The sequence below is a fragment of the Kitasatospora sp. NPDC098663 genome (genome assembly GCF_044760075.1).
Taxonomy (GTDB): domain Bacteria; phylum Actinomycetota; class Actinomycetes; order Streptomycetales; family Streptomycetaceae; genus Kitasatospora.
Genome location: NZ_JBIWAP010000003.1, coordinates 213201 through 239881, shown reverse-complemented (window position 1 = coordinate 239881; position 26681 = coordinate 213201). Strand labels below are relative to the sequence as shown.

The 26681-nt window shown below is 75.7% G+C and carries 18 protein-coding genes, 1 pseudogene and 1 riboswitch; of the genes and pseudogenes, 12 read left to right on the top strand and 7 right to left on the bottom strand.

Annotated elements, in window-relative coordinates; genetic code table 11:
- Positions 1–17: 17 nt before the first annotated feature.
- The 3 genes from ACIQVZ_RS04730 to ACIQVZ_RS04720 all read right to left on the bottom strand — a co-directional run bounded on the left by ACIQVZ_RS04730 (position 18) and on the right by ACIQVZ_RS04720 (position 2961).
- On the bottom strand, positions 18–1202 hold the full coding sequence (locus tag ACIQVZ_RS04730) for a PP2C family protein-serine/threonine phosphatase (RefSeq protein ID WP_350886977.1): 1185 nt from the start codon (positions 1200–1202) through the stop codon (positions 18–20).
- Positions 1203–1274: 72 nt separating this feature from the next.
- Complete coding sequence (locus ACIQVZ_RS04725) at positions 1275–1697, bottom strand: MarR family winged helix-turn-helix transcriptional regulator (RefSeq protein WP_063349838.1); 423 nt, start codon at positions 1695–1697, stop codon at positions 1275–1277.
- A 31-nt stretch (positions 1698–1728) separates the two neighbouring features.
- Complete coding sequence (locus ACIQVZ_RS04720) at positions 1729–2961, bottom strand: M48 family metalloprotease (protein ID WP_402447238.1); 1233 nt, start codon at positions 2959–2961, stop codon at positions 1729–1731.
- Positions 2962–3243: 282 nt separating this feature from the next.
- Here ACIQVZ_RS04720 and ACIQVZ_RS04715 point away from each other — a divergent pair, with 282 nt between their 5' ends.
- The 7 genes and pseudogenes from ACIQVZ_RS04715 (at position 3244) to ACIQVZ_RS04685 (ending at position 9893) form a co-directional block, all read left to right on the top strand.
- Entirely contained in the window at positions 3244–4431 is a 1188-nt protein-coding gene (locus ACIQVZ_RS04715) for a CapA family protein (protein WP_402447237.1), read from the top strand.
- 287 nt (positions 4432–4718) lie between these two features.
- Positions 4719–5504 carry a 2,3-dihydro-2,3-dihydroxybenzoate dehydrogenase gene (locus ACIQVZ_RS04710; protein ID WP_402447235.1) on the top strand — a complete coding sequence of 262 codons (786 nt, stop codon included), beginning with the start codon at positions 4719–4721 and terminating at the stop codon, positions 5502–5504.
- 293 nt (positions 5505–5797) lie between these two features.
- Positions 5798–6949, top strand: a complete 1152-nt coding sequence (gene dhbC / locus ACIQVZ_RS04705) for an isochorismate synthase DhbC (protein ID WP_350875648.1) — start codon at positions 5798–5800, stop codon at positions 6947–6949.
- Positions 6950–6990: 41 nt separating this feature from the next.
- A complete protein-coding gene (locus ACIQVZ_RS04700; RefSeq protein WP_402447233.1) occupies positions 6991–8661 on the top strand; it encodes a (2,3-dihydroxybenzoyl)adenylate synthase in 1671 nt (556 codons plus the stop codon).
- A 43-nt stretch (positions 8662–8704) separates the two neighbouring features.
- A pseudogene (locus ACIQVZ_RS04695) lies at positions 8705–8875 on the top strand (isochorismatase family protein); the annotation flags it as partial.
- Positions 8876–8907: 32 nt separating this feature from the next.
- Entirely contained in the window at positions 8908–9132 is a 225-nt protein-coding gene (locus tag ACIQVZ_RS04690) for a phosphopantetheine-binding protein (RefSeq protein ID WP_402447232.1), read from the top strand.
- Positions 9132–9893 (top strand): AMP-binding protein, encoded by a 762-nt coding sequence (locus ACIQVZ_RS04685; RefSeq protein WP_402447230.1) that lies wholly within the window; start codon positions 9132–9134, stop codon positions 9891–9893. The genes ACIQVZ_RS04690 and ACIQVZ_RS04685 overlap by 1 nt, the downstream gene beginning before the upstream one ends.
- Before the next feature lie 86 nt (positions 9894–9979).
- Here the strand turns inward: ACIQVZ_RS04685 and ACIQVZ_RS04680 are convergent, their stop codons facing one another.
- Complete coding sequence (locus ACIQVZ_RS04680; protein WP_402447228.1) at positions 9980–11104, bottom strand: amidohydrolase; 1125 nt, start codon at positions 11102–11104, stop codon at positions 9980–9982.
- 124 nt (positions 11105–11228) lie between these two features.
- Between ACIQVZ_RS04680 and ACIQVZ_RS04675 the strand changes: the two genes are divergently transcribed.
- Genes ACIQVZ_RS04675 through ACIQVZ_RS04665 form a run of 3 tightly spaced genes read left to right on the top strand, consistent with a single transcriptional unit; the run spans position 11229 to position 20135 of the window.
- Positions 11229–18560, top strand: a complete 7332-nt coding sequence (locus ACIQVZ_RS04675) for an amino acid adenylation domain-containing protein (RefSeq protein ID WP_402447226.1) — start codon at positions 11229–11231, stop codon at positions 18558–18560.
- A complete protein-coding gene (locus ACIQVZ_RS04670) occupies positions 18553–18738 on the top strand; it encodes an MbtH family protein (RefSeq protein WP_350874961.1) in 186 nt (61 codons plus the stop codon). The genes ACIQVZ_RS04675 and ACIQVZ_RS04670 overlap by 8 nt, the downstream gene beginning before the upstream one ends.
- Positions 18735–20135: a DHA2 family efflux MFS transporter permease subunit gene (locus ACIQVZ_RS04665; RefSeq protein WP_402447223.1), complete on the top strand. Its 1401-nt coding sequence runs from the start codon at positions 18735–18737 to the stop codon at positions 20133–20135. Before ACIQVZ_RS04670 ends, ACIQVZ_RS04665 begins: the two co-directional genes overlap by 4 nt.
- 64 nt (positions 20136–20199) lie before the next feature.
- Here the strand turns inward: ACIQVZ_RS04665 and ACIQVZ_RS04660 are convergent, their stop codons facing one another.
- The 3 genes from ACIQVZ_RS04660 to fhuB form a co-directional block, all read right to left on the bottom strand.
- Positions 20200–21054: an MBL fold metallo-hydrolase gene (locus tag ACIQVZ_RS04660; RefSeq protein WP_402447221.1), complete on the bottom strand. Its 855-nt coding sequence runs from the start codon at positions 21052–21054 to the stop codon at positions 20200–20202.
- A gap of 12 nt (positions 21055–21066) precedes the next feature.
- Positions 21067–21127: riboswitch (guanidine-III (ykkC-III) riboswitch) on the bottom strand.
- Between the two features lie 80 nt (positions 21128–21207).
- Positions 21208–22323 carry an enterochelin esterase gene (gene fes / locus ACIQVZ_RS04655; protein ID WP_402447220.1) on the bottom strand — a complete coding sequence of 372 codons (1116 nt, stop codon included), beginning with the start codon at positions 22321–22323 and terminating at the stop codon, positions 21208–21210.
- Between the two features lie 21 nt (positions 22324–22344).
- Positions 22345–24510 (bottom strand): Fe(3+)-hydroxamate ABC transporter permease FhuB, encoded by a 2166-nt coding sequence (gene fhuB / locus ACIQVZ_RS04650; RefSeq protein WP_402447218.1) that lies wholly within the window; start codon positions 24508–24510, stop codon positions 22345–22347.
- Between the two features lie 105 nt (positions 24511–24615).
- On the opposite strand from fhuB, the gene ACIQVZ_RS04645 reads away from it, so the two are divergent.
- Both ACIQVZ_RS04645 and ACIQVZ_RS04640 read left to right on the top strand, forming a co-directional pair.
- Positions 24616–25641, top strand: coding sequence for an ABC transporter substrate-binding protein (locus tag ACIQVZ_RS04645; RefSeq protein ID WP_402447377.1), 1026 nt, complete (start codon positions 24616–24618; stop codon positions 25639–25641).
- Positions 25642–25752: 111 nt separating this feature from the next.
- The gene (locus ACIQVZ_RS04640; RefSeq protein ID WP_402447216.1) at positions 25753–26538 is read left to right on the top strand and encodes an ABC transporter ATP-binding protein; all 786 of its coding nucleotides are present in this window, start codon (positions 25753–25755) and stop codon (positions 26536–26538) included.
- Positions 26539–26681 lie beyond the last annotated feature (143 nt).

Below are 26681 nucleotides of genomic sequence, written 5' to 3'. Positions count from 1 at the left end.
GGGAGCTGTCGGGGGAGCTAGGGAAGCCGCTCGACGATGACCATCGCCGCGTCGTCGTCCAGCCGGCCGCCGACGTGGGCGAGCAGGTCGCGGCGCAGGTGGTGGAGCAGGGCGGTCGGGCGTTCGTCCTGCCAGGCGGTGACGCGGTCGGTGAGCGGGTAGAAGCGCCGGTCGGCGTCGCGGGCCTCGATCACGCCGTCGGTGTAGATCAGCAGCCGGTCGCCGGGGTGGAACGGGAAGGTCTCCACCTCGTAGCGGACCGGGGCGAGCTCGCCCAGGCCCAGTGGCGGCGCCGGGCGGCGGGCGGCGAGCGTGGTGATGCCGTCGGGGCGCAGCAGCAACGGGGGCGGGTGGCCGCAGTCGATCAGCCGGACCGCCGTGCCGTCGTCGGGGATGTCGAGCAGGACGGCGGTGATGAAGGACTCGCCGCTGTCCTCCGGCGGGGCCGCCTCGTCCGGGTCCTCGCCGCTCAGGCGGCGCCGGCGGGCCTGTTCGCCGAGCTGGGCGAGGTCCCAGCAGACGCTGCCGTCCAGGTAGGCGGCGAGCCCGGGCAGGTCGGCGTGCAGGTGGGCGGCGGCGCGGAAGGCGCCGAGCAGCAGGGCCGCGTCGCCGAGCGAGGACAGGCCCTTGCCGCGGACGTCGCCGACCAGCAGCCGGGTGCCGGTGGCGGTGCGGGCGGCCGCGTACAGGTCGCCGCCGACCTGTGCCTCGGCCTCGGCGGCGAGGTAGACGGAGGCCAGGTGCAGCGGCCCGATCCGGTCCGGCAGTGGGCGCAGCAGGACCCGCTGGGCGGCCTCGGACACCGAGCGGACCTGGGCCAGCTCGCGCTCGTACCGTTCGCGCAGCGCCCGCAGTCCGATGATCAGGGCGGAGACGACGAGCTGTGCGCCCAGCTGGGTCTCGATGTTGGCGCTGGTGATGCCGTCCCGGGTGATGCCGATGACGGTGAGCGCGGCGAGGGCCAGCAGGGCGACTCCGGCGGTGGCCCGGGCGCCGGCGTAGGAGGCGGTGAGCGCGGGGGCGACGATCAGCAGCGGGCCGAGGTGGATCTGCGCGGGGGAGAGGATGTCGACGGCGGTGATCACGACGATCAGCGCGAGCGACAGCGCCGTCAGCGCGCGACGGTCGGGCCGCCGGGAGCGGCGGCGGTCGCGCGGGCGGTCGCGGGGGTGCGGGTCACGGGGACGCTGCCGGAGTGGCACCTTTCCTCTGTACACCGTCGGGGCGGTGGGGCGCACCCCGGAGGCCCCCGGGCGCACCCCGTACAGGGGGTCTCAGCCCTCTTCGCCGTAGCGGGCCAGGTAGGCGGCGAAGCGGGCGACGTCCTCGTCGGACCAGTCGGTGAAGCGGGCGGTGAAGGCCAGCCGGCGCTGCTCGTTGGCGTCCTGCAGCAGGGCGAGCCCGGCCTCGGTGGCGCGCAGGATCTGGCCGCGCTGGTCGTCCGGGTCGGCCTCGCGCCGCAGCAGGCCGAGCTTCTCCAGGGCGGTGACCTGGCGGCTGACGGTCGACTTGTCGAGCATGAAGTGGGCGGCCACGTCGGCGGCCCGGCAGCCGCCGCGCTCGGTGATCAGGTCGAGGATGCTGTAGGTGACCAGGGAGAGGTCGGGATGCAGCTGGGAGGCCTTGTGCCGGGCGCGCCGGGCGAAGGCGGTCAGCTCGCGCTGGATGGCGTCGATGGACGACTGGCGGCCGGGCACGGGCGTTTCTACCTCCTCGATATTTGTTGCACTATACAACGGATTCCCCCGGGTTCGCGCGCCGCTCCGGGCCTCCCCGTCCCTGAGTGGCCTGCCAGGCGCGGGCGGCGGCAATCCGGCGGGTCGCACTCGGGTGAGTGGCGAACAGTAGCTCAAGCGCCCTCGGCGGGTCGACATCGGAGACGTTCGCCAAGGCCAGTCTGCGTTGCATCGCGACGAACTGCTCGGCGTCCGACGTCAGTTCGAGCGCGTGTCGGTCCGCCCTGGCCTCGATCCGGCGGCTCACCGCGCACTGGGCCGGCCCCGACAGCGCCCCCAGCAGCGCCGCGCACGCCGCCAGCAGCGGCAGTGCCCGCGGATCGGCCGCATCCGTCGCCCCCGCCGCCGACAGCAGCGGCTGCCAGGAGCCCAGCACCCCCAGCACGGCCACCGCCACGGCCGCGCCCACCGCGCCCAGCAAGGTGCCGAACGGCACGTCCCGGTGCTTCACGTGGCCCAGCTCGTGCGCCACCACCAGTTCCACCTCGCGCGGCGTGGCCGTCGACAGCAGCGTGTCGTACGCGACGATCCGGCGGGTCGCGCCCAGCCCCGACACGTACGCGTTGAGCGCGGTGGTCCGCCGCGAGGCGTCCGCCACCAGGACGTCCCGCACCCGTACGCCGTCCCGCTCGGCCAGCGCCAGCAGGGCGCTGCGCAGCGGGCCCGGCGGCATCGGAGTGAAGCGGTTGAACACCGGCTCGATCAGCAGCGGGTGCAGGAAGGACAGCGCCGCCGTCAGTACCGCCGCCGCGCCCGCCGCCGGCAGCCACCAGTGCCGCGGCGACCAGGCGGTCAGCGCGAACAGCCCGAGCGCGAGCGGAAGGACCAGCACGAGGGCCAGCCCCAGGCCGCGCAGCGCGTCCACCGCCCAGCCGCCCCAGCCCTGCGTCACCAGCCCGTACCGGGCCCGGACCACCCGCAGCCGGGCGCCGAACGGCAGCTGCAACGCCTGGCCGAGCACCACCAGGGCCGCCGCGCCCGCCAGTACCCCGGCCGTCCGGGAGCCGCCGAACCAGCCGCCGACGGCCGAGACCAGGCCGGCCCCGGCCGGGGTCAGGCCGAGCAGCAGGGTGAGCGCCAGGCCCGCCAGCCGCCCGCCCAGTGCCCAGGGCAGCTGGGCGCGGCGCAGCGCGCGGCCACGGGCACGCTCGGCGGGGGTGAAGTCGGCCGGTGGGCCGCCGGCGGGGGCGGGGCCGGTGGAGGCGGTGGTATCGGTGTCGTCCATGGGGTGGGTGCGGCTCCGGGCTGTGGCGGACGGGGGTGGTTCAGCATCTCCTACCGCGCCGGGGCGGCGCTCAGTCCTCGGCGCCCGGTGCTCCAGCCTTTGGTGTCCGGCGGTGGGTGTCCGGTCGTGGGTGTTCGGTGGCTGCTGTCCGGTGGTTGGTGTCCGGCCGTTGGTGTTCGGCCTGTCGGTGTTGTGCCCGGAATGTTGCGGAACCGAGGCGGATGGGTGCGGAAGCCGTGCCGTAGGCTGACCGCTTCTGGATCGACCCGGGGGGAACCACTCATGCGCCGTGCCGCGGCCGCCGTCGCGCTGTTCGTCGGCCTGACCGCCGTCGCCGCCTGCGGGCCCGACGACCCCGCCCCGGCGCCCGCCGCCGCGCCCGGCTCGGCCGCGGCCTCCTCCGGCGGGGCGGCGGGCACCTCCGCCAGCCCGGGCGCGACGCCGTCCGGATCCGGCGCCGGGAAGAACGCCGCGCCCCGGCCCGACGGCAGCATCACCGTCGCGTTCGCCGGAGACGTCCACTTCGAGGGCCGCACCGAGGCCCGGCTCGCCGTCCAGCCGCCCGAGCAGGCCCTCGGCCCGCTCTCGCGAACGCTCGCCGACGCCGACCTGTCCGTCCTCAACCTGGAGACGGCGATCACCGGGCGCGGCGCCCCCGAGCCGAAGACCTACACCTTCCGCACCTCGCCCAAGGCGCTCTCGGCGCTCAAGGACTCCGGTGTCGACGTCGTCTCCATGGCCAACAATCACGCCGTCGACTTCGGCGCCGACGGCCTGACCGACACGCTCGCCGCCAAGGACTCCTCACCGATCCCGGTCGTCGGCGTCGGCCGCAACGCCAAGGAGGCGTACGCCCCGTACGTCACCACCGTGCGCGGGGTGAAGGTCGCCGTCGTCGCCGCCAGCCAGGTCGAGGACCTCACCAACCAGAAGTGGCGGGCCGGCGCCAACAAGCCGGGCATCGCCTCCGCGCTGGACGTCCCCGCACTGGTCAAGGCGGTCGAGGCGGCCAAGCAGCAGGCGCCCGTCGTCCTCGTCTACCTGCACTGGGGCGACGAGGGCAAGGCCTGCCCCACCGGCCCGCAGACCGCCGTCGCCAAGAAGCTGGCCACCGCCGGCGCCACCGCCGTGGTCGGCACCCACGCCCACACCATGGTCGGCTCGGGCATGCTCGGCAACACGTACATCGGCTACGGCTTCGGCAACTTCCTCTGGTACGGCACCTCCAACTACGCCTTCTCCAACGAGACCGGCGTCACCACCCTCACCCTCACCCGCGACGGCAAGGTCACCGGCGAGGCCTTCGCCCCGGCGACCATCGACGACAAGGGCGTGCCCGTCCCGGTCACCGGCGCCACCGCCGAGGCGGCCCGCAAGCGCCGCGACGCCCTCCGGGGCTGCACCGGTCTCGCCCCGGCCCCGGCGGCGCCGACGGCTCCGGCGGCGGGTGCCACGGGTGCGACGGGCTGAGTTGCCTCCGGGGCCCGCGGGCCTCTCGTGAGTGACCGGGAGCCCCCCTCAGCTCCCGGTCGCCGTCCGGCAGTTCGCCGTCCTCCAGCCCCCTGCGGCACCGCGGCCCCGGGGGGTCCGGTCCACCGAATCGGCGAGACGAAACGTCTCGTGCCGGCGCGCCCGGAAATGGCGGCGATCGGGTCGGAGTCGAGGGGGACGGCGGTGAGTTGACGGCTGCACAGGGCATCGGCGCAGCCGAACGTATGTGTTAGGTTAGGCTTACCTAATATTGCTGGTCGGAGGGGATGTCCGTGCAACAGTCCGAATTCGCCGGTGCCGTCGCGATGGTCACCGGGGCCGGGCAGGGCATCGGTGCGGCCGTGGCCCGGGCGCTCGTCGCCGAGGGGGCCGTCGTCGCCGCGGTGGACCGCAACCCCGGCCCGCTCGCCGCCCTCGCGGCACAGTCGCCCGCCGTGCACCCGTACGTCCTGGACGTCGCCGACGGCCGGGCGGTGGACGACACGGTCGACCTGATCGAGCGCCGACTCGGGCCGATCGCCGCGCTGGTGAACGTCGCCGGGATCCTGCGCACCGCGCCCGTCGTCGAACTCACCGACCAGGACTGGGCGGAGACCTTCGCGGTCAACACCACCGGCGTCTTCCACACCGGCCGCGCGGTCGGCCGCCGGATGGCCGACCGCGGCCGCGGCGCCGTGGTCACCGTCGGCTCCAACGCCGCCGGGGTACCGCGCGCCGGCATGGCCGCGTACGCGGCGTCCAAGGCGGCGGCCACCATGTTCACCCGCTGCCTCGGGCTGGAACTCGCCCGCTCCGGCGTGCGGTGCAACATCGTCTCGCCCGGCTCGACCGACACCGGGATGCAGCGCGCGCTCTGGGGCGAGGACGCCGAGGCCGCCGAACGGCGGGTCATCGAAGGCGACTTGGGTGCCTGGCGGGTCGGAATCCCGCTCGGGCGGATCGCCGCACCGGCCGACATCGCCGAGGCGGTGGTCTTCCTGGCCTCCGACCGGGCCCGGCACATCACCATGCACGACCTCTACGTCGACGGCGGCGCGACCCTGCGCGCCTGACGCCCTCGCCGCCCCCGGCTTCCCCGCGTCTTCCCCGCCGCTTCCCTCCGCTCCCCTCCGCGCCCTGGGCAACCCCCGGGCGTCGGCCATGCCCTGACCTCCCTCCCCGAGCCCCCCGTCCTTCCTCCCCGACGCCCAGACCGTCCAGACCGTCCCAGACTGGAGACTTCACGGTGACCACGGTGCACCACGCCCCCGCCGGGGGTGTCGTCGAGCACGCCGCTCCCGCCCCCGCCGCCCCGGCCCCCGCCGGGCCCGCCGGCGCTCCCGCCCCGGCCCCCGACCACGCCGTCATCGGCGCGGCCAGCGGCCTGCTCGGCCAGTACCGGGCCACGGCCGACGAGGCGTTCTTCGCCTCGCCGACCCGCACCCTGCTCACCGCCGGGGTGCACGCCCGGGTCCCGCAGGACGGGCGCCCGCTGCCCGTCCGGGTCGCCGCGACGCTGGCCGAGGCCCGTCGCGCCGGGGTCGAACGGCCGCTGGTGGTCGGCGCGGTGGCGTTCGACCACGACAGCCGGGTCGAACTCGCCGTCCCCGAGAGAGTCCGCAGAGCCGGGGCGCTGTGCGACGACCCGCTGATCGCGCTGCCCGCGCCGCCGGCCGAGCTGGTCGACTGGCAGGTGCGTCCGATCCCCGAGCCGGCCGCGTACGGCGCGGGCGTCGCGGCGGCCGTCGAGCGGCTGCGCGGCGGCGAGTTGAGCAAGGTCGTGCTGGCCCGCACGCTGGAGCTGAGCGCCGACCGCCCGCTGGACCTGCCCGCGATCCTCCAGCGGCTCGGCCGCCGCGACCCGGGCGGCTACACCTTCGCCGTCCCCGCCGGTGGCGGGCGGACGCTGATCGGCGCCAGCCCCGAACTCCTGCTCTCCCGGCGCGGAACGGCCGTCCTGGCCAACCCGCTGGCCGGTTCGGTGCCGCGCAGCGCCGATCTCGGCGAGGACGTCCGGCGTGCCGCCGCACTGCTGGAATCGCCCAAGGACCTGCACGAGCACGCCGTCGTGGTGGACGCGATCCGCGCCGCGCTGGCGCCGTACTGCCGCACCCTGGAGGTGCCGGCGCGGCCGACCCTGGTGCGCACCGCCGCGATGTGGCACCTGGCCACCACCATCACCGGCGAACTGGCCGATCCGGCGGTCTCCGCCCTGGAGTTGGCCACCGCCATGCACCCGACCCCGGCGGTCTGCGGCACGCCGACGGCCGTCGCCCGGAGGGTGATCGGCGAGGTCGAGCCCTTCGACCGGGGCCTGTACACCGGCATGGTCGGCTGGGGTGACGCGGACGGCGACGGCGAGTGGGTGGTCACCATCCGCTGCGCGGAGGCGGACGAGCGGACCCTGCGGGTGTACGCGGGCGCGGGCGTCGTCGACCGGTCCCGGCCCGAGGACGAACTCGCCGAGACCAGTGCCAAGTTCCGCACCTTCCTGGACGCCGCGGGGGTGCCGCGGTGACGGTGCCGGGAACGTCTCCGACGCAGGGTCGGACTCCCGTCGTGGACCGGGCCTCCGTTCAGGAGTCCGCCTTCACCCCGTACCCCGCCGAGTTCGCCGAGCGCTACCGGGCCGCCGGGTACTGGCGCGGCGAGACCTTCGGGCGGATGCTGCGCGAGCGCGCCGCCGCGCACGGCGAGCGGATCGCGATCGTCGACCCGGCGGGGGAGGGGCGGCGCTGGACGTACGCCGAACTCGACCGCCGCGTCGACCGGATGGCCGCCGGGCTGCTCGCCCGGGGGATCGGGCGCGGTGACCGCGTGGTGGTCCAACTGCCCAACGTGGCCGAGTTCTTCGAGGTGGTCTTCGCGCTGTTCCGGATCGGCGCGCTGCCGGTCTTCGCGCTGCCCGCCCACCGCACCACCGAGATCGGCCACTTCTGCTCCTTCACCGGCGCGGCCGGCTACGTCGTCGCGGCCGTCGACAACGGCTTCGATTACCGCGAACTGGCCTCCCGGGTCAAGGCGGAGAGCCCGGCGCTGCGGCTGGTCCTGGTGGCCGGCGACGACCCGGGCGAGCACCTCCGGCTGGCCGACGTGCCCTGCGACGGGCCCGGGCCCACCGAGGAGCCGGAGCCCGGGAGCGTCGCCTTCCTCCAGCTCTCCGGCGGCAGCACCGGAGTGCCCAAGCTGATCCCGCGCACCCACGACGACTACATCTACTCGCTGCGCGGCTCGGTCGAGCTGTGCGCGCTCGACGAGGACAGCGTCTACCTGTGCGCGCTGCCCGCCGCCCACAACTTCCCGCTCAGTTCGCCCGGTTCGCTCGGCACGCTGTACGCGGGCGGCCGGGTGGTGCTGTGCCCGCGGCCCAACCCGGAGACGGCCTTCCCGCTGATCGAGCGCGAGGGCGTGACCATCACCGGGCTGGTGCCGCCGCTGGCCCTGCTCTGGCTGGACGCCGCCGAGCGCGACGCGGGCGGCCCCGGCGCGGGGGGCCTGGACAGCCTGGAGGTGCTGCTGGTCGGCGGCGCCAAGTTCAGTGCCGAGGCCGCCAGGAGGGTGGGCCCGGTGCTCGGCTGCACGCTCCAGCAGGTGTTCGGCATGGCGGAGGGGCTGGTCAACTACACCCGCCTGGACGACCCGGAGGAGCTGATCACCACCACCCAGGGCCGGCCGATCTCCCCGGACGACGAGGTCCGGGTGGTCGACGACCAGGACCAGGACCTGCCCGACGGCGCCACCGGCCACCTGCTCACCCGCGGCCCGTACACCATCCGCGGCTACTGGAACGCGCCCGAGCACAACGCCGACTCCTTCACGGCCGACGGCTTCTACCGCACCGGCGACCTCGTCCGCCGCACCCCCACCGGCCACCTGGTGGTCGAGGGCCGGGCCAAGGACCAGATCAACCGGGGCGGCGAGAAGGTCGCCGCCGAGGAGATCGAGAACTACCTGCTCGCCCACCCCGCCGTGCACGACGCGGCGGTGGTGTCGATGCCCGACCCCTACCTCGGCGAACGCACCTGCGCCTACGTCGTCCTGCGTGCCGAGCAGCGCGAACAGCCGCCCAGGAGCGTCGAGTTGAAGCGCTTCGTGCGACAGCGCGGACTGGCCGAGTACAAGGTGCCGGACCGGGTCGAGTTCGTCGAAAGCTTCCCCGCCACCGGGATCGGCAAGGTCAGCAAGAAGGACCTGCGCGCCGCCATCGCGGCCGCACTCCCTACTCACTGAAGGAAGGACCGCCGTGGGCCTGCCCCGCATTCCCTCCCGTCCCCTCGCAGGCGCCGTCGCCCCCGCGCCGGGCGACACGCTGCTCACCAGGTGGAAGGACAGCGCCTTCGTACGCACTGATCTGGACCGGCTGCCGCGCGAGCAGGGCCGGGACCAACTGGTGACCACCGGCGTGTACGCGCACGTCGGGGTGCGGGTCACCACCACCGACGCCGTGTTCGCGATGCTGGAAGGGAAGTGACGGGCATGGCCTTCACCGTGGAGCGGATCCGGACCGAGGTCGCCGACCTGCTCGGCGAGGACCCGGCGGACGTCCCGCTGGACGAGAACCTGGCCGACTGGGGCCTGGACTCGGTCCGGCTGATGGCGCTCGTCGAGCGCTGGCGGGCCGAGGGCGCCGAGGTGGCGTTCGTGCAACTGGCCGAGCGCCCGGCCGTCGAGGCCTGGGCCGCACTGCTCGGCGCGGCCTGATGGAGACCGTGCTGCTGGAAGCCGCCGGGCCGCAGACGCCCCCGCGCGCGGACCGGGCGGCGAAGTACCCGCCGACCACCGTCGTGGGGCCGGTCGAGGCGCAGGCCGCCCGGACCCCGGACGCCCCCGCGGTGCTGCTCGCGGGCGGCGCGGTCGTCACGTACCGGGACCTGAACGCCGCGGCCAACCGGCTGGCACGCGCCCTGGCCGCGCGCGGCGCCCGGCCGGGAGCGGTGGTCGGCCTGGCGCCGGCCCGCCACCCGGCGCAGCTGCTGACCGCGCTGCTCGCGGTGGCCAAGTCCGGCGCGGCGTACCTGCCGCTGGACCCGGCGGACGCGCCCGGGCGCCGGGAGCGGCTGCTCGCGGAGACCGTGCCGGTGTGCGTGCTGGGGGAGGGGGTGCCGGAGGCGCTGACCGGGTTGGACGTGGACGGCGAGCTGGCCACCGACCCGCCCCGGGCGCTCACGCCGCAGCACCTGCTGTGCGTCGGCTACGGCCCGGGCGGGCGCCCGGCCGCCGTCCGGCTCACCCACGCCGAGGCCGACCGCCGGGTGCGTGAGCTCCAGGCGGCCCACCCGCTCGGCCCGGGCGACCGGGTGCTGCAACTGGGCTTGCCGCTCTGGGAGTTCCTCTGGCCGCTGCGGACCGGCGCCGCCGTGGTGCTGGCCGATCCGCAACGGCCGGGCGAGGTCGGGGAACTGGTGAGGGAACTGGGCGTCACGGCGGTGCGGGCGACGCAGGCGGCGCTGCTGCGCGGCTGACAGATGACGACGTTCAGCGAACAACTTTCAGATGACAGATGATGAAATCTGTTATCTGAAAGTTGTCATCTGTCTGCCGCCGATCGTCAGCCGTTCGCCGCCAGGTCCGCCGCCGTCCAGGCCATGGCGACCGCGCCGTCCAGCACCGCCCGGTCGGCCTCCGCCCCCACCGCGGCCTCGGCGAACGCGGCCTCGTGCGGGGCGCAGGCGCCGCCGGTGATGTCCAGCACCGGATGGATGGCGGGCACGGCGTGGGAGACGTTCCCCATGTCGGTGCACGCGAACGGCCCGCTCTCGACCGGCTCCGGCCGGCCGAGAGCCGCCGCGTTGGCCCGCCAGAGGGCGAGCAGGGCGGGGTCGGAGCGCATGTCCAGGTAGTCCGGTTCGGGCCGGTCGAGCGTCACCTCGCAGCCGGTGGCGAGCGCCCCGGCCCGGAAGCAGTCCTCGACCCGGGCGCGCAACCGGGCGAGGTCCTCGGCTGCCGAGGCGCGGATCTCGTACTCCGCGCTCGCGCTGTCGGGGATCAGGTTGGGCGCGGTGCCGGCGGCGGTGGTGATGCCGTGCACCCGCCACTGCGGCGGCAGGTGCTGGCGCAGCAGCCCGAGGGCGACCTGGGCGACGGTGAGCGCGTCGGCGGCGTTGCGCCCCTGGTGCGGGTTGAGGCTCGGGTGGGCGGCGCGACCGGTGTAGCGGACGGAGAGGGTGCCGAGCGCGAAGGAGCGGAAGTCGGCGACCTCGACCGGGCAGGGGTGCACCATCATCGCCGCGTCCACGCCGTCGAAGGCGCCCGCCTCGAGCAGCAGCGCCTTTCCGGCTCCGCGTTCTTCGGCCGGCGCGCCGATCACCCGTACGGTGAGCCCGAGTCGGTCGGCGTACGGGGCGAGGCCGAGTGCCGCGCCGAGGCCGGCGGCGGCGATCAGGTTGTGCCCGCAGGCGTGCCCGAGGCCGGGCAGCGCGTCGTACTCGCAGACGAGTGCGACGGTGACCGGCCCGCTGCCCAGGCTCGCGGTGAACGCGGTGTCCAGTCCGTGCGCGGGCGCGGTGACGGCGTAGCCGTGGGCGCGCAGGAGTTCGGTGCACCAGGCGGCCGCGCGGTACTCCTCGAACGCGGTCTCGGGGTGGGCGTGGATGCGGTGGCTGAGCGCGAGCAGTTCCGCGCGGTGCGCGTGGACGCGTTCGCGGACGGCCTGTTTGGTCGCGGTCAGGGGCATGGGCGGAGCCTCCGTGCTGTCAGGGCCCCTGCGCTGAGGGGCCGTTGATCAGGTCATATGAAGTTAGGTTAGGCTAACCTAATTAGGCGTTTCGTTCGCCGGACCCCGAGGAGCACCCCGAACCATGCCTGCCGTCGAAACCCAGGCCGTCGATGTCCCGCTGCTCGCCGCCCAGGCCGCCATCTGGTACGCGCAGTCACTCGACCCCGACAGCCCGGCCTACAACACCGGCGACGCCGTCGAGATCACCGGCCCGCTCGACGAGGCCCGGTTCGAGGACGCGCTGCGGCAGGCGGTCGACGAGGCCGAGGCGCTGAGCGCCGTCGTCGTCACCGGCCCGGACGGCACACCCCGCCAGCAGCCGCGCCCCGGCCGCCGCTGGCCGCTGCACCACCTCGACCTGCGCGCCGCGCACGACCCGGCCGCCGAGGCCGAGGCCTGGATGCGCGCCGACCTCGCCCGCCCGGCCGACCTCGCCGAGGGCCCGCTGTTCACCCACGCGCTGATCCGCCTCGCCGACGACCAGTACCAGTGGTACCGGCGGATCCACCATCTCGCCGTCGACGCCTACGCGTTGAACCTCCTCGGCGAGCGCCTCGCCGAGCTGTACACCGCGTACGCCACCGGCACCGAGCCCGCCGCACGCCCGTTCGCCACCCTCGCCGAGGCCGCCGCCGAGGAGACCGCCTACCGGGACGGCGAGGAGTACCCGGCCGACCGCGCCTACTGGGCCGAGCGCCTGGCCGGCGCCGACACCCCGGCGACCCTGCCGGGCAGCCCGGCGCCCGCGCCGTCCGCAACCCCGGCCCAGACCCCCCTGCGCCTCACCGCCGAGCTGCCCGCCGGCACCCGCGACCGCCTGGAGCGCGCGGCCGCCACCGCCCGTGCCACCTGGGCCGAACTGCTCCTCGCCGCCACCGCCGGCTACCTGCACCGCGTGGCCGGCACCGAGGACGTCGTGCTCGGCCTGCCGCTCGCCAACCGCCGCGGACCGGCCGCCCTGCGCACCCCCGTCGCCGCCGCCAACATCCTCCCGCTGCGCCTGGCCGTCCGCCCCGCCGACAGTGCCGAGGCGCTGCTGCGCCGGGTGGTCCGCGAACTGCGCGTCGTCCGCCGCCACCAGCGCTACCCATTGGAGGACCTGCGCCGCGACCTCGGGCTGACCGGCGAGCGGCGCGCCCTGTTCGGCCCGATGGTCAACATCAAGGCCTTCGAGGGCGACCTCGACCTGGCCGGCCTGCCCGGCGTCGTCCGCAACCTCGCCGCCGGGCCCGTCGACGACCTCGCCGTCAACGTCTCGCCCGCCCCCGGCGGAGCGCTGCGCCTCGTCCTGGACGCCGACCCCGCCCGCCACGACGCCGCCTCGCTCGCCGCCCACCGCGACGGGCTGCTGCGCTACCTCGACGCCCTCGCCGACCTGCTGCTCACCGCCCCGCAGACGCCCGTCGCCCGGATCGACCTGCTCGACCCGGACGGCCTGCGCCGCGCCACCGCCGGCCGCACGGAGCCGCCGCTCGACCGGACGCTGCCCGAGCTGTTCGCCGCGCAGGCCGCCCGCACCCCGGCCGCCGTCGCCGTCCGCAGCGGCAGAGCCGCCCTCACCTTCGCCGAGTTGGACGCCGCCGCCAACCGTCTCGGCCACCGCCTGAACGCCCTCGGCGTGCGCGCCGGTGCGCCGGTCGCGCTCGCCCTGCCGCGCGGCGTGGACACCCTGGTCGCGATGCTCGGCGTGCTCAAGGCCGGCGGCGCCTGCGTCTCCCTCGACCTCGCCCACCCCCGGCAGCGCCTGGCCGCCGTCCTGGACGACGCCCGCCCGGTCTGCGCGGTCGGCACCGCCGAGGCCCTCGCCCGACTGGACCTCCCCGCCGGCCTGCCCACCGTTCTTCCCGGGGACGCGGACGCCGAGCCCGCCACCGCGCCCCCGGCCCCCCGGCCCCACCACGCCGCCTACGTGCTGCACACCTCCGGCTCCACCGGCCGCCCCAAGGGCGTCGTCGTCACCCACGCCTCGCTGGCCAACCTGTACGCGGGCCACGGCGAGGACCACATCGCCCCGGCCGTGCGGCGCACCGGCCGCGAGCGCCTGCGCGTCGCCCACAGCGCCTCGTTCGCCTTCGACGCCTCCTGGGACCCGGTGCTGTGGATGGTCCACGGCCACGAGCTGCACCTGCTCGACGACGCCACCTACCGCGACCCGGCCGCCCTGGCCGGTCACCTGCACCGGGAACGCGTCGACTACCTCGATGTCACCCCCTCCTACCTCGAAGTCCTGCTCTCCGAAGGCATCCTGGACGAGGAGTGGCACCGCCCGGCGGTCATCGCGGTCGGTGGCGAGGCCACCCCGCCCGCCCTGTGGCAGCGCCTCACCGCCGCGCCCGGCCTGCACCCGATCGACCTCTACGGCCCGACCGAGACCACCGTCGACGCCTACGCCTGGACGCCCGGCCCGGACGGCGCCCCGGTCGGCCGGGTGGTGCGCGGCTCCCGCGCCTACGTCCTCGACGGCTCGCTGCGCCCGGCGCCCGACGGCGCCGCCGGCGAACTGTACGTCGCCGGGGCCTGCCTGGCCCGCGGCTACCTCGGCCGCCCCGACCTCACCGCCGAACGCTTCCTCGCCGACCCGTTCGGCCCGCCCGGCGACCGGATGTACCGCACCGGCGACCTCGCCCGCCGCCGACCGGACGGCACCCTGGAATTCCTCGGCCGCGCCGATGACCAGGTGAAGATCCGCGGCTTCCGGATCGAGCCCGGCGAGATCGCCGCCGTCCTCGCCGAACTGCCGGGCGTCGCCCAGGCCGTGGTGATCGCCCGCCCCGGCCCGCAGGGCAAGCGGCTGCTCGGTTACGTCGTCCCCGAGGCGCTTCCCGAGGCGGCTCCTGAGGCGGCTCCCGAGGAGGTTTCCGAGTCCGAGGCCATGCCGGAGGACTCCACCGAACCCGCCCCCGTCCCCCGCGTCGCCCTCGACCCGGCCGCGCTGCGGGCCGCCCTCGCGGCCCGGCTGCCCGGACACATGGTCCCGGCCGCCGTCCTGGTCCTCGACGAACTGCCGCGCACCGCCCACGACAAGCTCGACCACCGCGCCCTGCCCGAGCCCGCCGCCGCCGAGCCCGGCACGGCCCCGGCCACGCCGCAGGAGGAACTGGTCTGCGGGCTGTTCGCCGACGTCCTCGACCTGCCGCAGGCACCCGGGCGGGACGCCTCCTTCTTCGACCTCGGCGGCCACTCACTGCTGGCCGGCCGCCTCGCGGCCCGGCTGCGCGAGACCTTCGACGCCGCCGTCGGGTTCGCCGACGTCTTCCGTCACCCGACCCCGGCCGCGCTCGCCGCCCTGCTCGACGCGCACCCTGGCGGCGAGCCCGAGGCCCGCCCCGCACTGGTGCCCGTACCGCGCACCGACCGGATGCCGCTGTCGCCCGCCCAGCGCGGCCTGTGGTTCCTGCACCGGCTCCAGGGCCCAAGCCCCACCTACAACATCCCGCTCGCCCTCACCCTCACCGGCCCGCTCGACCGGACCGCCCTCACCCTCGCCCTCGGCGACCTCACCGCCCGGCACGAGGTGCTGCGCACGGTCTACGGCGAGGAGCCGGACGGCACGCCGTACCAGCGGGTGCTGCCCGCCGCGCCCGTCGAACTGCACGACGGCACCGAGCTCGCCGAAGCCGTCCGGCACGCCTTCGATCTCACCGGCCGGCCGCCGCTGCGCGCCACCCTGTTCACCCACGGCCCGGCCGAACACACCCTGCTCCTGCTGCTCCACCACATCGCGAGCGACGGCGCCTCCACCACCCCGCTGGTCCGCGACCTGTCCGCCGCCTACACCGCCCGGCTGGCCGGCCGCGCACCGGAACTCCCCTCTCCCGCCGTGCAGTTCGCCGACCATACGGCCTGGCAGCGGCAGTTGCTCGGCACCGCCGAGGCGCCCAGCCCGCTCGCCGCGCGGCAGTCGGAGTACTGGCGCACCGCCCTGGCCGGCCTGCCCGACCAGCTGGAACTGCCCACCGACCGCCCGCGCCCCGCCGTCGCCGGCCACCACGGCGCCACCGTGCCCTTCACCCTCGGCGCCGAGGCCCACGCCGCCCTCGCCGCCCTCGCCCGGGCCGCCGGCGGCACCGTCTTCATGGCCGTCCAGGCCGGACTCGCCGCCCTGCTCACCCGGCACGGCTGCGGCACCGACATCCCCGTCGGCACCCCGGTCGCCGGCCGCGACGACCCCGGGACCGCCGACCTGGTCGGCTACTTCGTCAACTCCGTGGTCCTGCGCACCGACACCTCGGGCGACCCGACCTTCCGCGAGCTGCTCGGCAAGGTCCGCGGCACCGTCCTGGCCGCCCACGAGCACGCCGACCTGCCCTTCGACCGGCTGGTCGAGGAGCTCAACCCGCCGCGCTCCCTCGCCCGCCACCCGCTGTTCCAGGTGATGCTCGCCTGGCAGAGCCGCCCCGACGAGCCCCACCCGCTGGGCGGCGGCCTCACCGCCCGGATCGCCGCCGTCCCCAGCGGCACCGCCAAGTTCGACCTCACCCTCAACGCGGGCGAGCTCCCCGGCGGCGGCATCGGCGGCTTCCTGGAGTACCGGACCGACCTCTTCGACGCCGCCACCGTCGAAGGGCTCGCGACCCGCCTCGCCCGGCTGCTCACCGCCGCCGCCGGCGCCCCCGACACCGCGATCGGCCGGCTCCCGCTGATCGGCGAGGAGGAGCGGCTGCGCGCCCTCGTCGAATGGAACGGCACCCTGGGCACCTCGACCCCGCACACCTCGTCCCCACACACTTCGGCCCTGCCCACCCCGACCCCGCACGCCTCGGCCCCGAGCGCCACCCTGGCCGAGCTGTTCGAGGCCGCGGCCGCCGCCAACCCGCACGCCGTCGCCGTCAGTTACGGTGACGAGCAGCTCGACTACACCGAACTCGCCGCCCGCGCCGACCGCCTGGCCCGGCTGCTGGCCGCCAACGGCATCGGCCCCGGCACCATCGCCGCCCTCGCCCTGCCGCGCTCGGTCGAACTCGTCGTCGCCCTCCTGGCGGTGGCCAAGTCCGGCGCCGCCTACCTGCCGCTCGACCCCGACTACCCGGCCGACCGCCTCGCCTACATGCTGGCCGACGCCGCCCCCGCCGCCCTGCTCACCGACCGCGCCACCGCACCCCGGCTGCCCGTCCACCAGGTGCCCCAACTGCTCGTCGACGGGCCCGAGTCGGCCACCCACCCGGCCACTCACCCCGCCACCCCGCTGGCCCAGCACGAGCGCACCCGCCCGCTGCGCGCCGAGGACACCGCCTACGTCATCTACACCTCCGGGTCCACCGGCCGGCCCAAGGGCGTCCCCGTCACCCACCACAACGTGGTCCGGCTGTTCCGCTCCACCGACCACTGGTTCGGCTTCGGCGCCGACGACGTCTGGACCCTCTTCCACTCCTACGCCTTCGACTTCTCCGTCTGGGAGCTGTGGGGAGCCCTGCTGCACGGCGGCCGCCTGGTCGTCGTCCCGCACCTGGTCAGCCGCGACCCGGCGGCCTTCCTCGACCTGCTCGCCCGCGAACGCGTCACCGTGCTCAACCAGACCCCGTCCGCCTTCTACCAGCTCAGCGCCGCCGACCGGGACCGCCCCGGGTCCGAACTCGCCCTGCGCTACGTGGTGTTCGGCGGCGAGGCGCTCGAACTGGCCCGGCTCGACGACTGGTACGCCCGCCACCCGGAGGACGCGCCCACCCTGGTCAACATGTACGGCATCACCGAGACCACCGTGCACGTCTCCTACCTCGCCCTCGACCGGGCCACCGCCGCGGCCGGGAGCAGCAGCACCATCGGCGTCAACATCCCCGACCTGCGGGTCTACGTCCTGGACCAGCACCTCCAGCCCGTCCCGCCCGGCGTCACCGGCGAGATGTACGTCGCCGGGGCCGGCCTGGCCCGCGGTTACCTCGGCCGCCCCGACCTCACCGCCGGACGCTTCGTCGCCGACCCGCACGCCGAACTGTTCGGCGAACGCGGCACCCGGATGTACCGCTCCGGCGACCTCGCCCGCCGCCGCGCCGACGGCGTCCTGGAGTACTTCGGCCGCGCCGACCAGCAGGTGAAGCTGCGCGGCTTCCGGATCGAACTCGGCGAGATCGAGGCCGTGCTGGCCGCCCACCCGGGCGTCGCCGACGCCGCCGTGGTCGTCCGGGAGGACGCCCCGGGCGACAAGCGCCTGGTCGGCTACGCGGTCACCACGGCGGGCCCCGAGGAGCCGAACGGCGTCGCCGCCCCGACGCCCGAGGACCTGCGCGCCCACGCGGCCGCCGACCTGCCCGCCCACATGGTGCCCTCCGCCGTCGTCCTGCTCGACCGGCTGCCGCTCACCGCCAACGGCAAGCTCGACCGCCGCGCCCTGCCCGCCCCCGAGGCGCCCGCCACCGGCGCCGGACGCCCGCCGCGCACCCCGCGCGAACAGCAGCTGTGCGAACTCTTCGCCGAGGTGCTGGGCGTCGCGGCGGTCGGCGTCGACGACGACTTCTTCGCCCTCGGCGGCCACTCGCTGCTGGTCGTCCGCCTCGCCGGGCGGATCCGCGAACTGCTCGGCCTGGACGTCGGCATCGGCACCCTGTTCCAGTCGCCCACCGTCGCCGCCCTCGACACGGCCCTGGCGGCCGGCTCGCAGAGCGCCGACGCGCTGGACGTCCTGCTCCCGCTGCGGCCCGCCGCGCCCGGACGCCGGACCCCGCTGTTCGCCGTCCACCCCGCCGGCGGCCTCAGCTGGTGCTACACCGGCCTGATCCGCCACCTGCCCGCCGACCTGCCGATCTACGGCCTCCAGGCCCAGGGCGTCGGCGCCGCCACGGCGGCCCGGCCCCTGCCGCGGACCCTGGACGAACTGGCCGCGCACTACGTCGACCGGCTGCGCGAGGTCGAGCCCGAGGGCCCGTACCGGCTGCTCGGCTGGTCCACCGGCGGGATCATCGCGCACGCCGTCGCCGTCCGGCTCCAGGACCTCGGCCACGCCGTCGAACTGCTCGCGATCCTGGACGCCTACCCCGCCGAGGGCTTCCGCGACCTGCCCGTCCCCGACCAGGCCGAGGCGCTGGAGGCGCTGCTCACCATGGGCGGCTACGGCCCCGAGGACCTCGCCGGGCGGCCGCTCGAACTCGCCGCCGTCACCGAGCTGCTGCGCCGCGAGGGCAGCCCGCTGGCCGGGCTCGACGACGCCACCGTGGCCGCCCTCAACCGGATCTACCTCAACACCAACCACCTCGTCCGGGGCCACGACCACCGCCCCTTCGACGGCGACGTGCTGTTCTTCCGCGCCACCGTCGACACCATCGACGAGACCCTGGTGCCCGAACTCTGGACCCCGTACGTGTCCGGGCGCATCGACAACACCGACGTCGCCTGCTCGCACAAGGACATGACCCTGCCCGCCCCGATCGCCCACATCGCCCGCGTGATCGCCGACCACCTGGAGAAGTCCTCCGATGAGTGACGCCCCCGCCAACCCCTTCGACGGCGACGGCGAGTTCCTCGCCCTCGTCAACGACCACGCCCAGCACTCGATCTGGCCGGCCTTCGCCGCCGTCCCGGCCGGCTGGAACGTCTCCCACGGCCCGTGCGAGCGCGCCGACGCCGTGCAGTGGATCACCGCCCACTGGACCGACCTGTGACCCCTCCGGCCGTCGAGGCCGCCCCGGCCCGCCCCCTGCTCGCGGGGCGCGCCGCGGTGGTCGTGGTCTACACCGCCGCGATGTGCATGAACGGCCTGGACTCGACCATCGTCAACCCCGCGCTGTTCACCATCGCCGAGGACTTCGGGCGGCCCGTCTCGGCCGCCAACGCCGTCGAGACGGCCTTCCTGGTCGGCCTCGCCGTCGGCCTGCCGGCGGCGGGCTGGCTCGGCGACCGGTTCGGTGTGAAACGGGTCTTCCTCGGCTCCCTGGCCGCGTTCACCCTCGCCTCCGCCCTGTGCGCCGCCGCTCCCGGCCTCGGCTCGCTCGCCGCCGCGCGGGCCGTCCAGGGCGTGGCCGGCGGGCTGCTCACCCCCGTCGGGATGACCCTGCTGTTCCGGGCCTTCGCCCCGCACGAGCGGGCCGGCCTGAGCCGGATCCTGATCGTCCCGACCGCCCTGATGCCCGCCCTCGGCCCGCCACTCGGCGGCCTCCTGACCGAACACCTCTCCTGGCACTGGCTGTTCCTGGTCAACGTGCCGATCGGGATCGCGGCCGTCGTGACCGGGCTCATCGGCCTGCGCGCGGCGGACGAGCCCCCGGCCGGCCGCTTCGACACCACCGGCTTCCTGCTCGCCACCCCCGGCCTCGGACTGCTCACCTACGCGCTCGGCTTCGGCCCGGCGCACGGCTGGTCCTCGCCGGGAGTGGCGCTCGGCGGCGTGGCCGGGCTCCTCCTGCTCGGCATCGCCGTCCGCCACCAACTCCGTTCCTCCGAACCACTGGTGGACCTGCGGCAGCTGGCCGACCGCACCTTCGGCACCGCCACCTGGCTGGCCCTGCTCACCTCGGCCGGCCTGATGGGCGCCCTGTTCGTCCTCCCGCTGCTCTACCAGGCCGCCCTTGGGGCCTCGGCCCTCGACGCCGGGCTGAGCGTCTTCCCCGAGGCGATCGGCCTGATGGCCGCCTCCCAGGTGGTCGACCGCCTGCTGCCCCGGTTCGGCCCCCGCCGTCTCGCGCTGCCCGCGCTGCTGCTCGCCGCCCTCGTCCTGGCCGCCCTCGGCTTCGCCGAGAACCCCTGGGCCGTAAGGGCGTTGATGTTCGCGGTCGGCCTCGTCCTGGGCACCGCCGTGCTCACCGTCCAGATCGCCGGCTTCGCCGACGTCCCCGGGCCGGCGATGGGCCGCGCCATGGGCCTGTTCACCATCGTCCGCACCCTCGGCGGCGCCCTCGGCATCGCCGCCACCGCCGCCCTCATCGGCGCCCTGGACACCGACGGCGGCTCACCCGGCCCCTACCGCCTCGCCCTCCTGCTCACCGCCGCCCTGGTCGCCGCCGGCACCCTCCTCACCAGCCGCCTCCCCCGCGAGGCGCCGGCACCACCCCCCGCCGACTGAACGGCCACGCCGCACCCCGCGATCGCGGGGTGCGGCGTCAGTTCGTTGGACGCGACCTTCCGGCTCAGGCGCTCGGCCAGAGGATCAGGTCGGGCAGGGCGTGCCGGCGCGGCCGGTCGCCGAGGTCGGCGAGGGCGGTGCGGATGGCCCGGAGGTGCCCGACGGTCAGTTGCAGGGGCGGCTCGTCGGGCTGGTGGGTCGTGCGGATGGGGTAGTCGACGCCGGGGGTGCGGGTCATCTCGATGTGGCAGCCGAGCAGGTGCGTCACCGGGCGGCGTTCGGCGAAGTCGATCAGCCGGTCGACGGTGCGGGTGAAGGCCGGCCAGTCGTCGATGTAGAGGCGGCCCGGGTAGACGGTGTCGCCGGTGAGCAGGAGGCCCGTCCACGGGTCGTAGTAGGTGACGGCCGCCGGGTGGTGGCCCGGGGTGGCCAGGCATTCGAGCACCCGGCCGCCGCCCAGGTCCACCCGCGCGACGGCGTCCGGATCCTGGTCGAAGCCGAAGTACGGCCAGGCCGTGGCCGGGTCGGCGCCGACCAGGGTCGTCGCGGGCCGGTCGGCGAACTGCCCGTCGCCCGCGACGTGGTCGCCGTGCGGATGGGTGTGCAGGACGAGCAGTCCGTAGCCGTCGCGGGGGTTGTCGGCGAGCCACCGGTCGATGAGTCCGTCGACCACGGTGCGCAGCGGGAAGTACGCGGCGGAGGCGGTGGCCCCGGTGTCGATCAGGACGGCCCGCTCGCCCCCGAACAGCAGGAACAGGAACGGCGCCTCGTAGTTGACCGCCTTGTTCTGCCGCAGGATGGCGGTGTGCTCGTCGTACGCGTGGACCTGGATGTCCGGGTCCGTGTTGTGCTTCGCGGACGGGGACCCGTGGATCCACCGCACGTCGAGCGGACGGGCGATCGGGGCACCGGCGGCCATGACGTCTCCCTGGGTGCGTCGTCTTGGCGGGCCGGGTACGGCGCACATCTCGTCCGGGGCGGTCACCGGCGCGCCGCCACCGGGACGCTAGCACGCCCCCGTCGCCGCGCGCCGGTCCGCCGGTCCGCCGGTCCGCCGATCCCCCGGGAACCGTCAGGCGCCCCCGAGCAGGTGCGCCAGCCCGTCCGCCAGCCCGCCGCGCCAACAGGCGTAGTCGTGACCGCCGTTGAACTCGCGGTACGCGAGGTCGTAGCCGCGGGCGGTGAGGACGTCGCGCAGGTGGCGGTTCTGCGCGAGCAGCATCCACTCCTGGAGGCCGACCTCGACGTAGAACCGGGCCTCCCGCCGCTGCTCGCGGGCGAATTGGCGGGTCAGCCACTCGCTGCCCTCGTCGAACTCCGTCTCGTCCGGCCACCAGAAGGAACCGGACTGGCAGAGCGCGCCGCCGAAGCGGTCGGGGCGCCGGAACGCGGTGAAGGCGGCGGTGAGGCCGCCCGCGCTCTGGCCGGCGATCACGGTGCCGGCCGGGTCGGTGGTGGTGCCGAACTCCGCCGCCGCCCAGGGGAGGAGGCGGTCGGCGAGGAGGTCGACGAAGGCCGGGTTGCAGCTGAGGTCGTCGGGGCGGCGGGGGCCCATGGTGTGGACGAGCAGGGCGACGGTGGGCGGGATGGCGCCGTCCGCCGCCAGGTTGTCGAGGGTGTCGCCGACCGACAGCACCTCGCCCCACATCTCGCCGTCCAGCAGCACGGCCACCGCGAACGGCCCGTCCCCGGCGGAAGGCCTGTCCCCGGCGGGGAGGTGGACGTCCACCCGCCGCCCGGCCACCTCGTGGGCCACCGTCCGCCCGCGCGGTACGCCGTCGCGCCGCCGGACGTACGGCTGGGCGGGGGCGTCGGGCAGGCTGAGCACGGACGACGGGTGGCGCCCGTCGCGGGCGGGCAGCCGGGGGGCGGCGTCGTACGGGTCGGGGCGGGCGTGGTCGAGGACGCGGAGCCAGTCCGCCCGGGCGGTGCCGGGGGCGTCCCCGCGGAACGGGTACAGCTGGTAGGACGCCCGGTGGTCGGCGCGCAGCCGGTAGGTGATCGACCAGCGGCCGTCGTCACGGCGGGTCATCAGGTGCGGGGCGAGGTCGCCGGCGTGCCGGTCCTTGTCGGTGACGGTGTGCAGGAGGGCGAGCACGCCGTCGCACGACGTGTCCTCGTGCACGAAGGTGACCAGGCGGTAGGCGGGGTCGGCCGGATCGGGCTCGACGAGGGGAAGGGTTTCCATCTGCGGGACTCCTCGGGGAGGTCAGGCGGGGGTGCCCTTGCGGCCGAGCAGCACCCAGAGCAGGAAGGGGCCGCCGAGGACGGTGGTGACGATGCCGACCGGGATCTCCACCCCGCCGATCAGCACCCGCCCCACGGTGTCGGCGAGCACGACGAGGACGGCGCCGGTCAGTGCCGAGCCGAGGACCGGCACGCGCGCCGGCCCGGCCAGCCGCCCGGCGACCACGGGCGCGGCCAGCGCGACGAAGCCGACCGGCCCGCACACGCCGACGGCCAGCCCGGCCAGCGCGACGGCCAGCAGCAGGCAGCCGAGCCGGACCCGGGCCGGGTCGACGCCCAGTGAGGCGGCCACGCTGTCGTCGAAGCGCAGCACCGCCAGCCGCCGGGCCACCGCCAGCGCGAGCGGCACGAGCACGGCCAGCCCGATCAGGACCGGGGTGGCGACGGCGTAGTCCCGCCCGTTGAGGCTGCCGGAGGTCCAGACGTACAGCGAGCCGGCCGAGTTGAGCGAGCGGCGGGCGAGCGCGACCTGGATGACGGCCGAGGCGAGCGCGGACATCGCGAGGCCGACGACCAGCACCCGGTAGCCCTGCGCGCCGAGCCCGCCGGAGACCAGGGTGACGACCAGGACGGCGGCCAGTGCGCCGAGCGGGCCGGCCCACCAGGCGCCGAAGGTGCCGGAGACGGTGGCGGAGATCAGGACGGCGGCGGTGGCGCCGTCGTTGACGCCGAGCAGTTCGGGGGTGGCGAGGCGGTTGCGGGCGAGGGTCTGGGTGAGGCAGCCGGCCAGGCCGAGGGCGGCGCCGGCGGCGAGCCCGGCGACGATCCGGCCGAGCCGGAACTTCTGCACCAGCAGCACGTCCAGCCGGTCGCCGTAGCCGAACACGGCCTGGAGGGTGCGGCCGAGGCCGAGTTCGCTCTGCCCGGCGTGGGCGGACACGACGACGACGGCGAGCAGCGTCGCGGCCAGGGCGAGCGAGGCGAGCAGCGCCCGGCGGGGGAGCAGCAGCGACCAGGCGCCGCGCCGCAGCACCAGGTCGGGTTCGGGCGCGGGCGGCTCGGACCGCCGGGCGGGGGCGGGCTCGGCCGGGTCGGCCATGCCGAGCGCGGCGGTCCGGCGGGAGCGGACGATCGCGATCAGCGCGGGGGCGCCGACCAGGGAGACGAGCACCGACACCGGCGCCTCGAACGGTCGGGCCACCACCCGGGCCAGCACATCGGCGCCGGTGAGTACGGCGGCACCGAACAGCCCGGCGAGCACGGTGAGTCGCCCGACCCTGGGGCCGGCGACGGCCCGCGCCAGGAACCCGGCGAGCAGGCCGAGGAAGGAGATCGGGCCGGCCAGCGCGACGGCCGAGGCGGTGAGCAGGGTGACGGCGAGGGCGACCGCGGCCCGGGTGGCGCCGGGCCGGTGGCCGAGGCCGCGGGCGAGGTCGTCGCCGAGCGCGAGCGCGGTGAGCGGCCGGGTAGCGAGCAGGGCGAGCAGGAAGCCCGCGCCGAGCACCGGGGCGAGCTGGCGCAGTGTCGTCCAGCCCTCCACCCCGGCCAGCGAGCCCAGTGCCCACACCCGGTACCGGTCGTACGCCTCGGGCGAATTGACGATCAGCACGCCGGTGAGCCCACCGAAGGTGGCGCCGACCGCCGAGCCGCCGAGCACCAGCCGCATCGGGGACCCGCCCCGGGCACCCGCGATGAGCAGCACCAGCGTGCTGGCGAGCACGGCGCCGCCGAAGGCGAAGGCCAGGTACCCGTACGAGGTCTGGACGCCGAGCACGGCGATGCCGAGCACGACCCCCAGCGAGGCGCCGGCGTTGACGCCGAGCAGTCCGGTCTCGGCGAGGGGGTTGCGGGTGACGGACTGCAACTGCGCCCCGGCGACCCCGAGCGCGGCGCCGACCAGCAGGGCGGTGGCCGTGCGGGGCAGGCGCAGATCGCCGACGACGAGGGCGAGCCGGCCGTCGGCGCGGGCGCCGTGGCGGTCCGACAGGTAATCCAGCACCCGCCCGGGGCCGACCTCTCCGGCGCCGACGGACACTGAGAGCGCGGCGAGGGCGAGCAGGACCGCGACCGCGCCGAGGGCGATCGGCCAGGCGGCGCGGCGGCCGTCCCCGCGCGGTGGCGTCGGTGGCGGCGGGGCGTCCGGCTCGGTGCGGGACTGCCCGGGGGCGCCCACTTGCGACAACGTCATAAGGTAAGGCTAACCTAATGAGCGCATCGTCCCGTGGGCACCGCCACCGTGCCGGGTTGCCCGGACGCCGCCCAACCCCCGTACCACCGCTGCCCGGAGGCACCCATGCCGTTCGCCCAGAGCCCGCTCCACCCCGTCCGCCGCCGCGCGGCCCGGGCGCTGGCCGTCACCGGGGCGGCCGCCCTCCTGCTCGCGGGGTGCGGCTCCTCCGGGTCCTCCTCCGGATCCTCGGGCTCCCCGGGCGGCTCCTCCGCCGCCGGCAGCCCGGCGGCGGACGCGGCCGGCGGCAAGCGCACCGTCAAGGACGCGACCGGCAAGGCCGTCGAGATCCCCGCCGCGCCCCAGCGGATCGTCACCCTCACCCAGGAGGACCTCGACGCGGTGCTCGCCCTCGGGGTGAAGCCCGTCGGCATCACCAACGGCCAGGGGCTCAACGAGCCGCCCGCCTACCTCAAGGACAAGGTCCAGGGCGTCCCGGTGGTCGGCAACCTGCTGCAGCCCGTGATGGACAAGGTCATCGCCGCCAAGCCCGACCTCATCCTGGCCGGCGACATGCAGGACGAGCAGATGCTCAAGCAGCTGCGCGAGATCACCCCCGCCACCCTCGTCACGATGGCACCCACCGACGACTGGAAGCTCGCCTTCCGCGGCATCGGAAACGCCGTCAACAAGCTCGACCAGAGCAACAAGGTGATCGCCGACTACGAGGCCAAGGCGGCCAAGGCCGGCGGGGACCTCGGCAAGAACAAGGGCGCCGCCGTCTCCATCGTCCGCTGGAACCCGACCGGGCCGAGCTGGATGGAGAAGAAGCAGTTCGCCGGCGGCGTCGCCCTCGACATGGGCCTCACCCGCCCGGCCGCGCAGGACAAGGACGGCAACGCGCACAGCCCGGCGCTCAGCCTGGAGAAGCTCGCCGAGATCGACGGCGACTGGCTGTTCCTGTCCACCCTCACCGACGACGGCAGGACCGCGCTCAAGGACGTCCAGTCCAAGCCCGCGTACCAGGAGCTGGGCGCGGTGAGGAACAAGCACGCCGTCACCGTGGACGGTTCGGTCTGGTCCACCCGCGGCGGGCCGCTCGCGGCCGATGTGGTCATCGGCGACATCGGCACGGCGCTCGCCGCCTCCTGACCGGTCCGCGTCCGCGTCCGGGTTCGGGTTCGGGTTCGGGTCCGCGTTCGGGTCCGTTTTTCGGGCCCGTGCCCGGCCGGCCCGTAGCCCCTCCAACCGAAGGGAACCGCGATGGAGTTGACGATCGAGGGCCTCACGGCCGGCTACGGCCCCGGCCGCCCGGTGCTCGCAGGCGTCGACCTCACCGTGCCGGCCGGCCGGGTGGTGGCCGTCGTCGGCCCGAACGGCTGCGGCAAGTCCACCCTGCTGCGGGCCGTCGCCCGGCTGCACCGGCCGGACGGCGGGCGGGTGCTGGTCGGCGGCGAGGACGTCTGGCGGCTGCGGCCGCGCCAGGCCGCGCACCGGGTCGCGCTGCTCCCGCAGAGCCCGCAGGCTCCCGAGGCGGTCACCGTCGCCGGGCTCGTCCGCTACGGCCGCCACCCGCACCAGGGGCTCTTCCGCCAGTGGTCGGCCGACGACGAGCGGCTCACCGCCGGGGCCCTGCGCGCCACCGGCGTCGAGGGACTCGCCGACCGCCGGCTGGACCGCCTCTCCGGCGGCCAGCGGCAGCGCTGCTGGCTCGCCATGGTGCTCGCCCAGGACGCGCCCGTCGTGCTGCTCGACGAACCCACCAGCGCGCTCGACCTCGGGCACGCCGTCGAGGTGCTGGAACTGGTCCGCGAGGTCGCCGCCGGCGGGCGGACGGTCGTCATGGTGCTGCACGACCTCGCGGCGGCGGCCCGCTACGCCGACCTGGTCGTCGCCCTGCGCGACGGCTCGGTGGTGGCCTGCGGCCCGCCCCGGGAGGTGGTCGACGCGCCGCTCGTGCGCGCGCTGTACGACATCGACAGCGACGTGCTCGCCGCCCCCGGCGACGGCGCACCGGTGATCGTTCCCCGTGTGACGTCAGTGAATTGACGATACGTCAGATCTGATCTGGCGCTGCGGCGGGAGGCGGGTGGCGGGGCGGGCGGTGGGTCGCCCGCCCCGTTCACTCGTTCGATGGGTTTGCGCCCCGGAAGCCGCGGAACGGCCTCCCTGGCCGCCGCTTTGTCAGTGGG

Bases quoted from the DNA above. Each gene is read 5' to 3' on its own strand.
- ACIQVZ_RS04720 (WP_402447238.1), bottom strand. From the start codon at position 2,961: ATGGACGACACCGATACCACCGCCTCCACCGGCCCCGCCCCCGCCGGC.
- ACIQVZ_RS04715 (WP_402447237.1), top strand. From the start codon at position 3,244: ATGCGCCGTGCCGCGGCCGCCGTCGCGCTGTTCGTCGGCCTGACCGCC.
- ACIQVZ_RS04710 (WP_402447235.1), top strand. From the start codon at position 4,719: ATGTCCGTGCAACAGTCCGAATTCGCCGGTGCCGTCGCGATGGTCACC.
- ACIQVZ_RS04690 (WP_402447232.1), top strand. From the start codon at position 8,908: ATGGCCTTCACCGTGGAGCGGATCCGGACCGAGGTCGCCGACCTGCTC.
- ACIQVZ_RS04685 (WP_402447230.1), top strand. From the start codon at position 9,132: ATGGAGACCGTGCTGCTGGAAGCCGCCGGGCCGCAGACGCCCCCGCGC.
- ACIQVZ_RS04680 (WP_402447228.1), bottom strand. From the start codon at position 11,104: ATGCCCCTGACCGCGACCAAACAGGCCGTCCGCGAACGCGTCCACGCG.
- ACIQVZ_RS04675 (WP_402447226.1), top strand. From the start codon at position 11,229: ATGCCTGCCGTCGAAACCCAGGCCGTCGATGTCCCGCTGCTCGCCGCC.
- ACIQVZ_RS04670 (WP_350874961.1), top strand. From the start codon at position 18,553: ATGAGTGACGCCCCCGCCAACCCCTTCGACGGCGACGGCGAGTTCCTC.
- ACIQVZ_RS04660 (WP_402447221.1), bottom strand. From the start codon at position 21,054: ATGGCCGCCGGTGCCCCGATCGCCCGTCCGCTCGACGTGCGGTGGATC.
- fes (WP_402447220.1), bottom strand. From the start codon at position 22,323: ATGGAAACCCTTCCCCTCGTCGAGCCCGATCCGGCCGACCCCGCCTAC.
- fhuB (WP_402447218.1), bottom strand. From the start codon at position 24,510: ATGACGTTGTCGCAAGTGGGCGCCCCCGGGCAGTCCCGCACCGAGCCG.
- ACIQVZ_RS04645 (WP_402447377.1), top strand. From the start codon at position 24,616: ATGCCGTTCGCCCAGAGCCCGCTCCACCCCGTCCGCCGCCGCGCGGCC.
- ACIQVZ_RS04640 (WP_402447216.1), top strand. From the start codon at position 25,753: ATGGAGTTGACGATCGAGGGCCTCACGGCCGGCTACGGCCCCGGCCGC.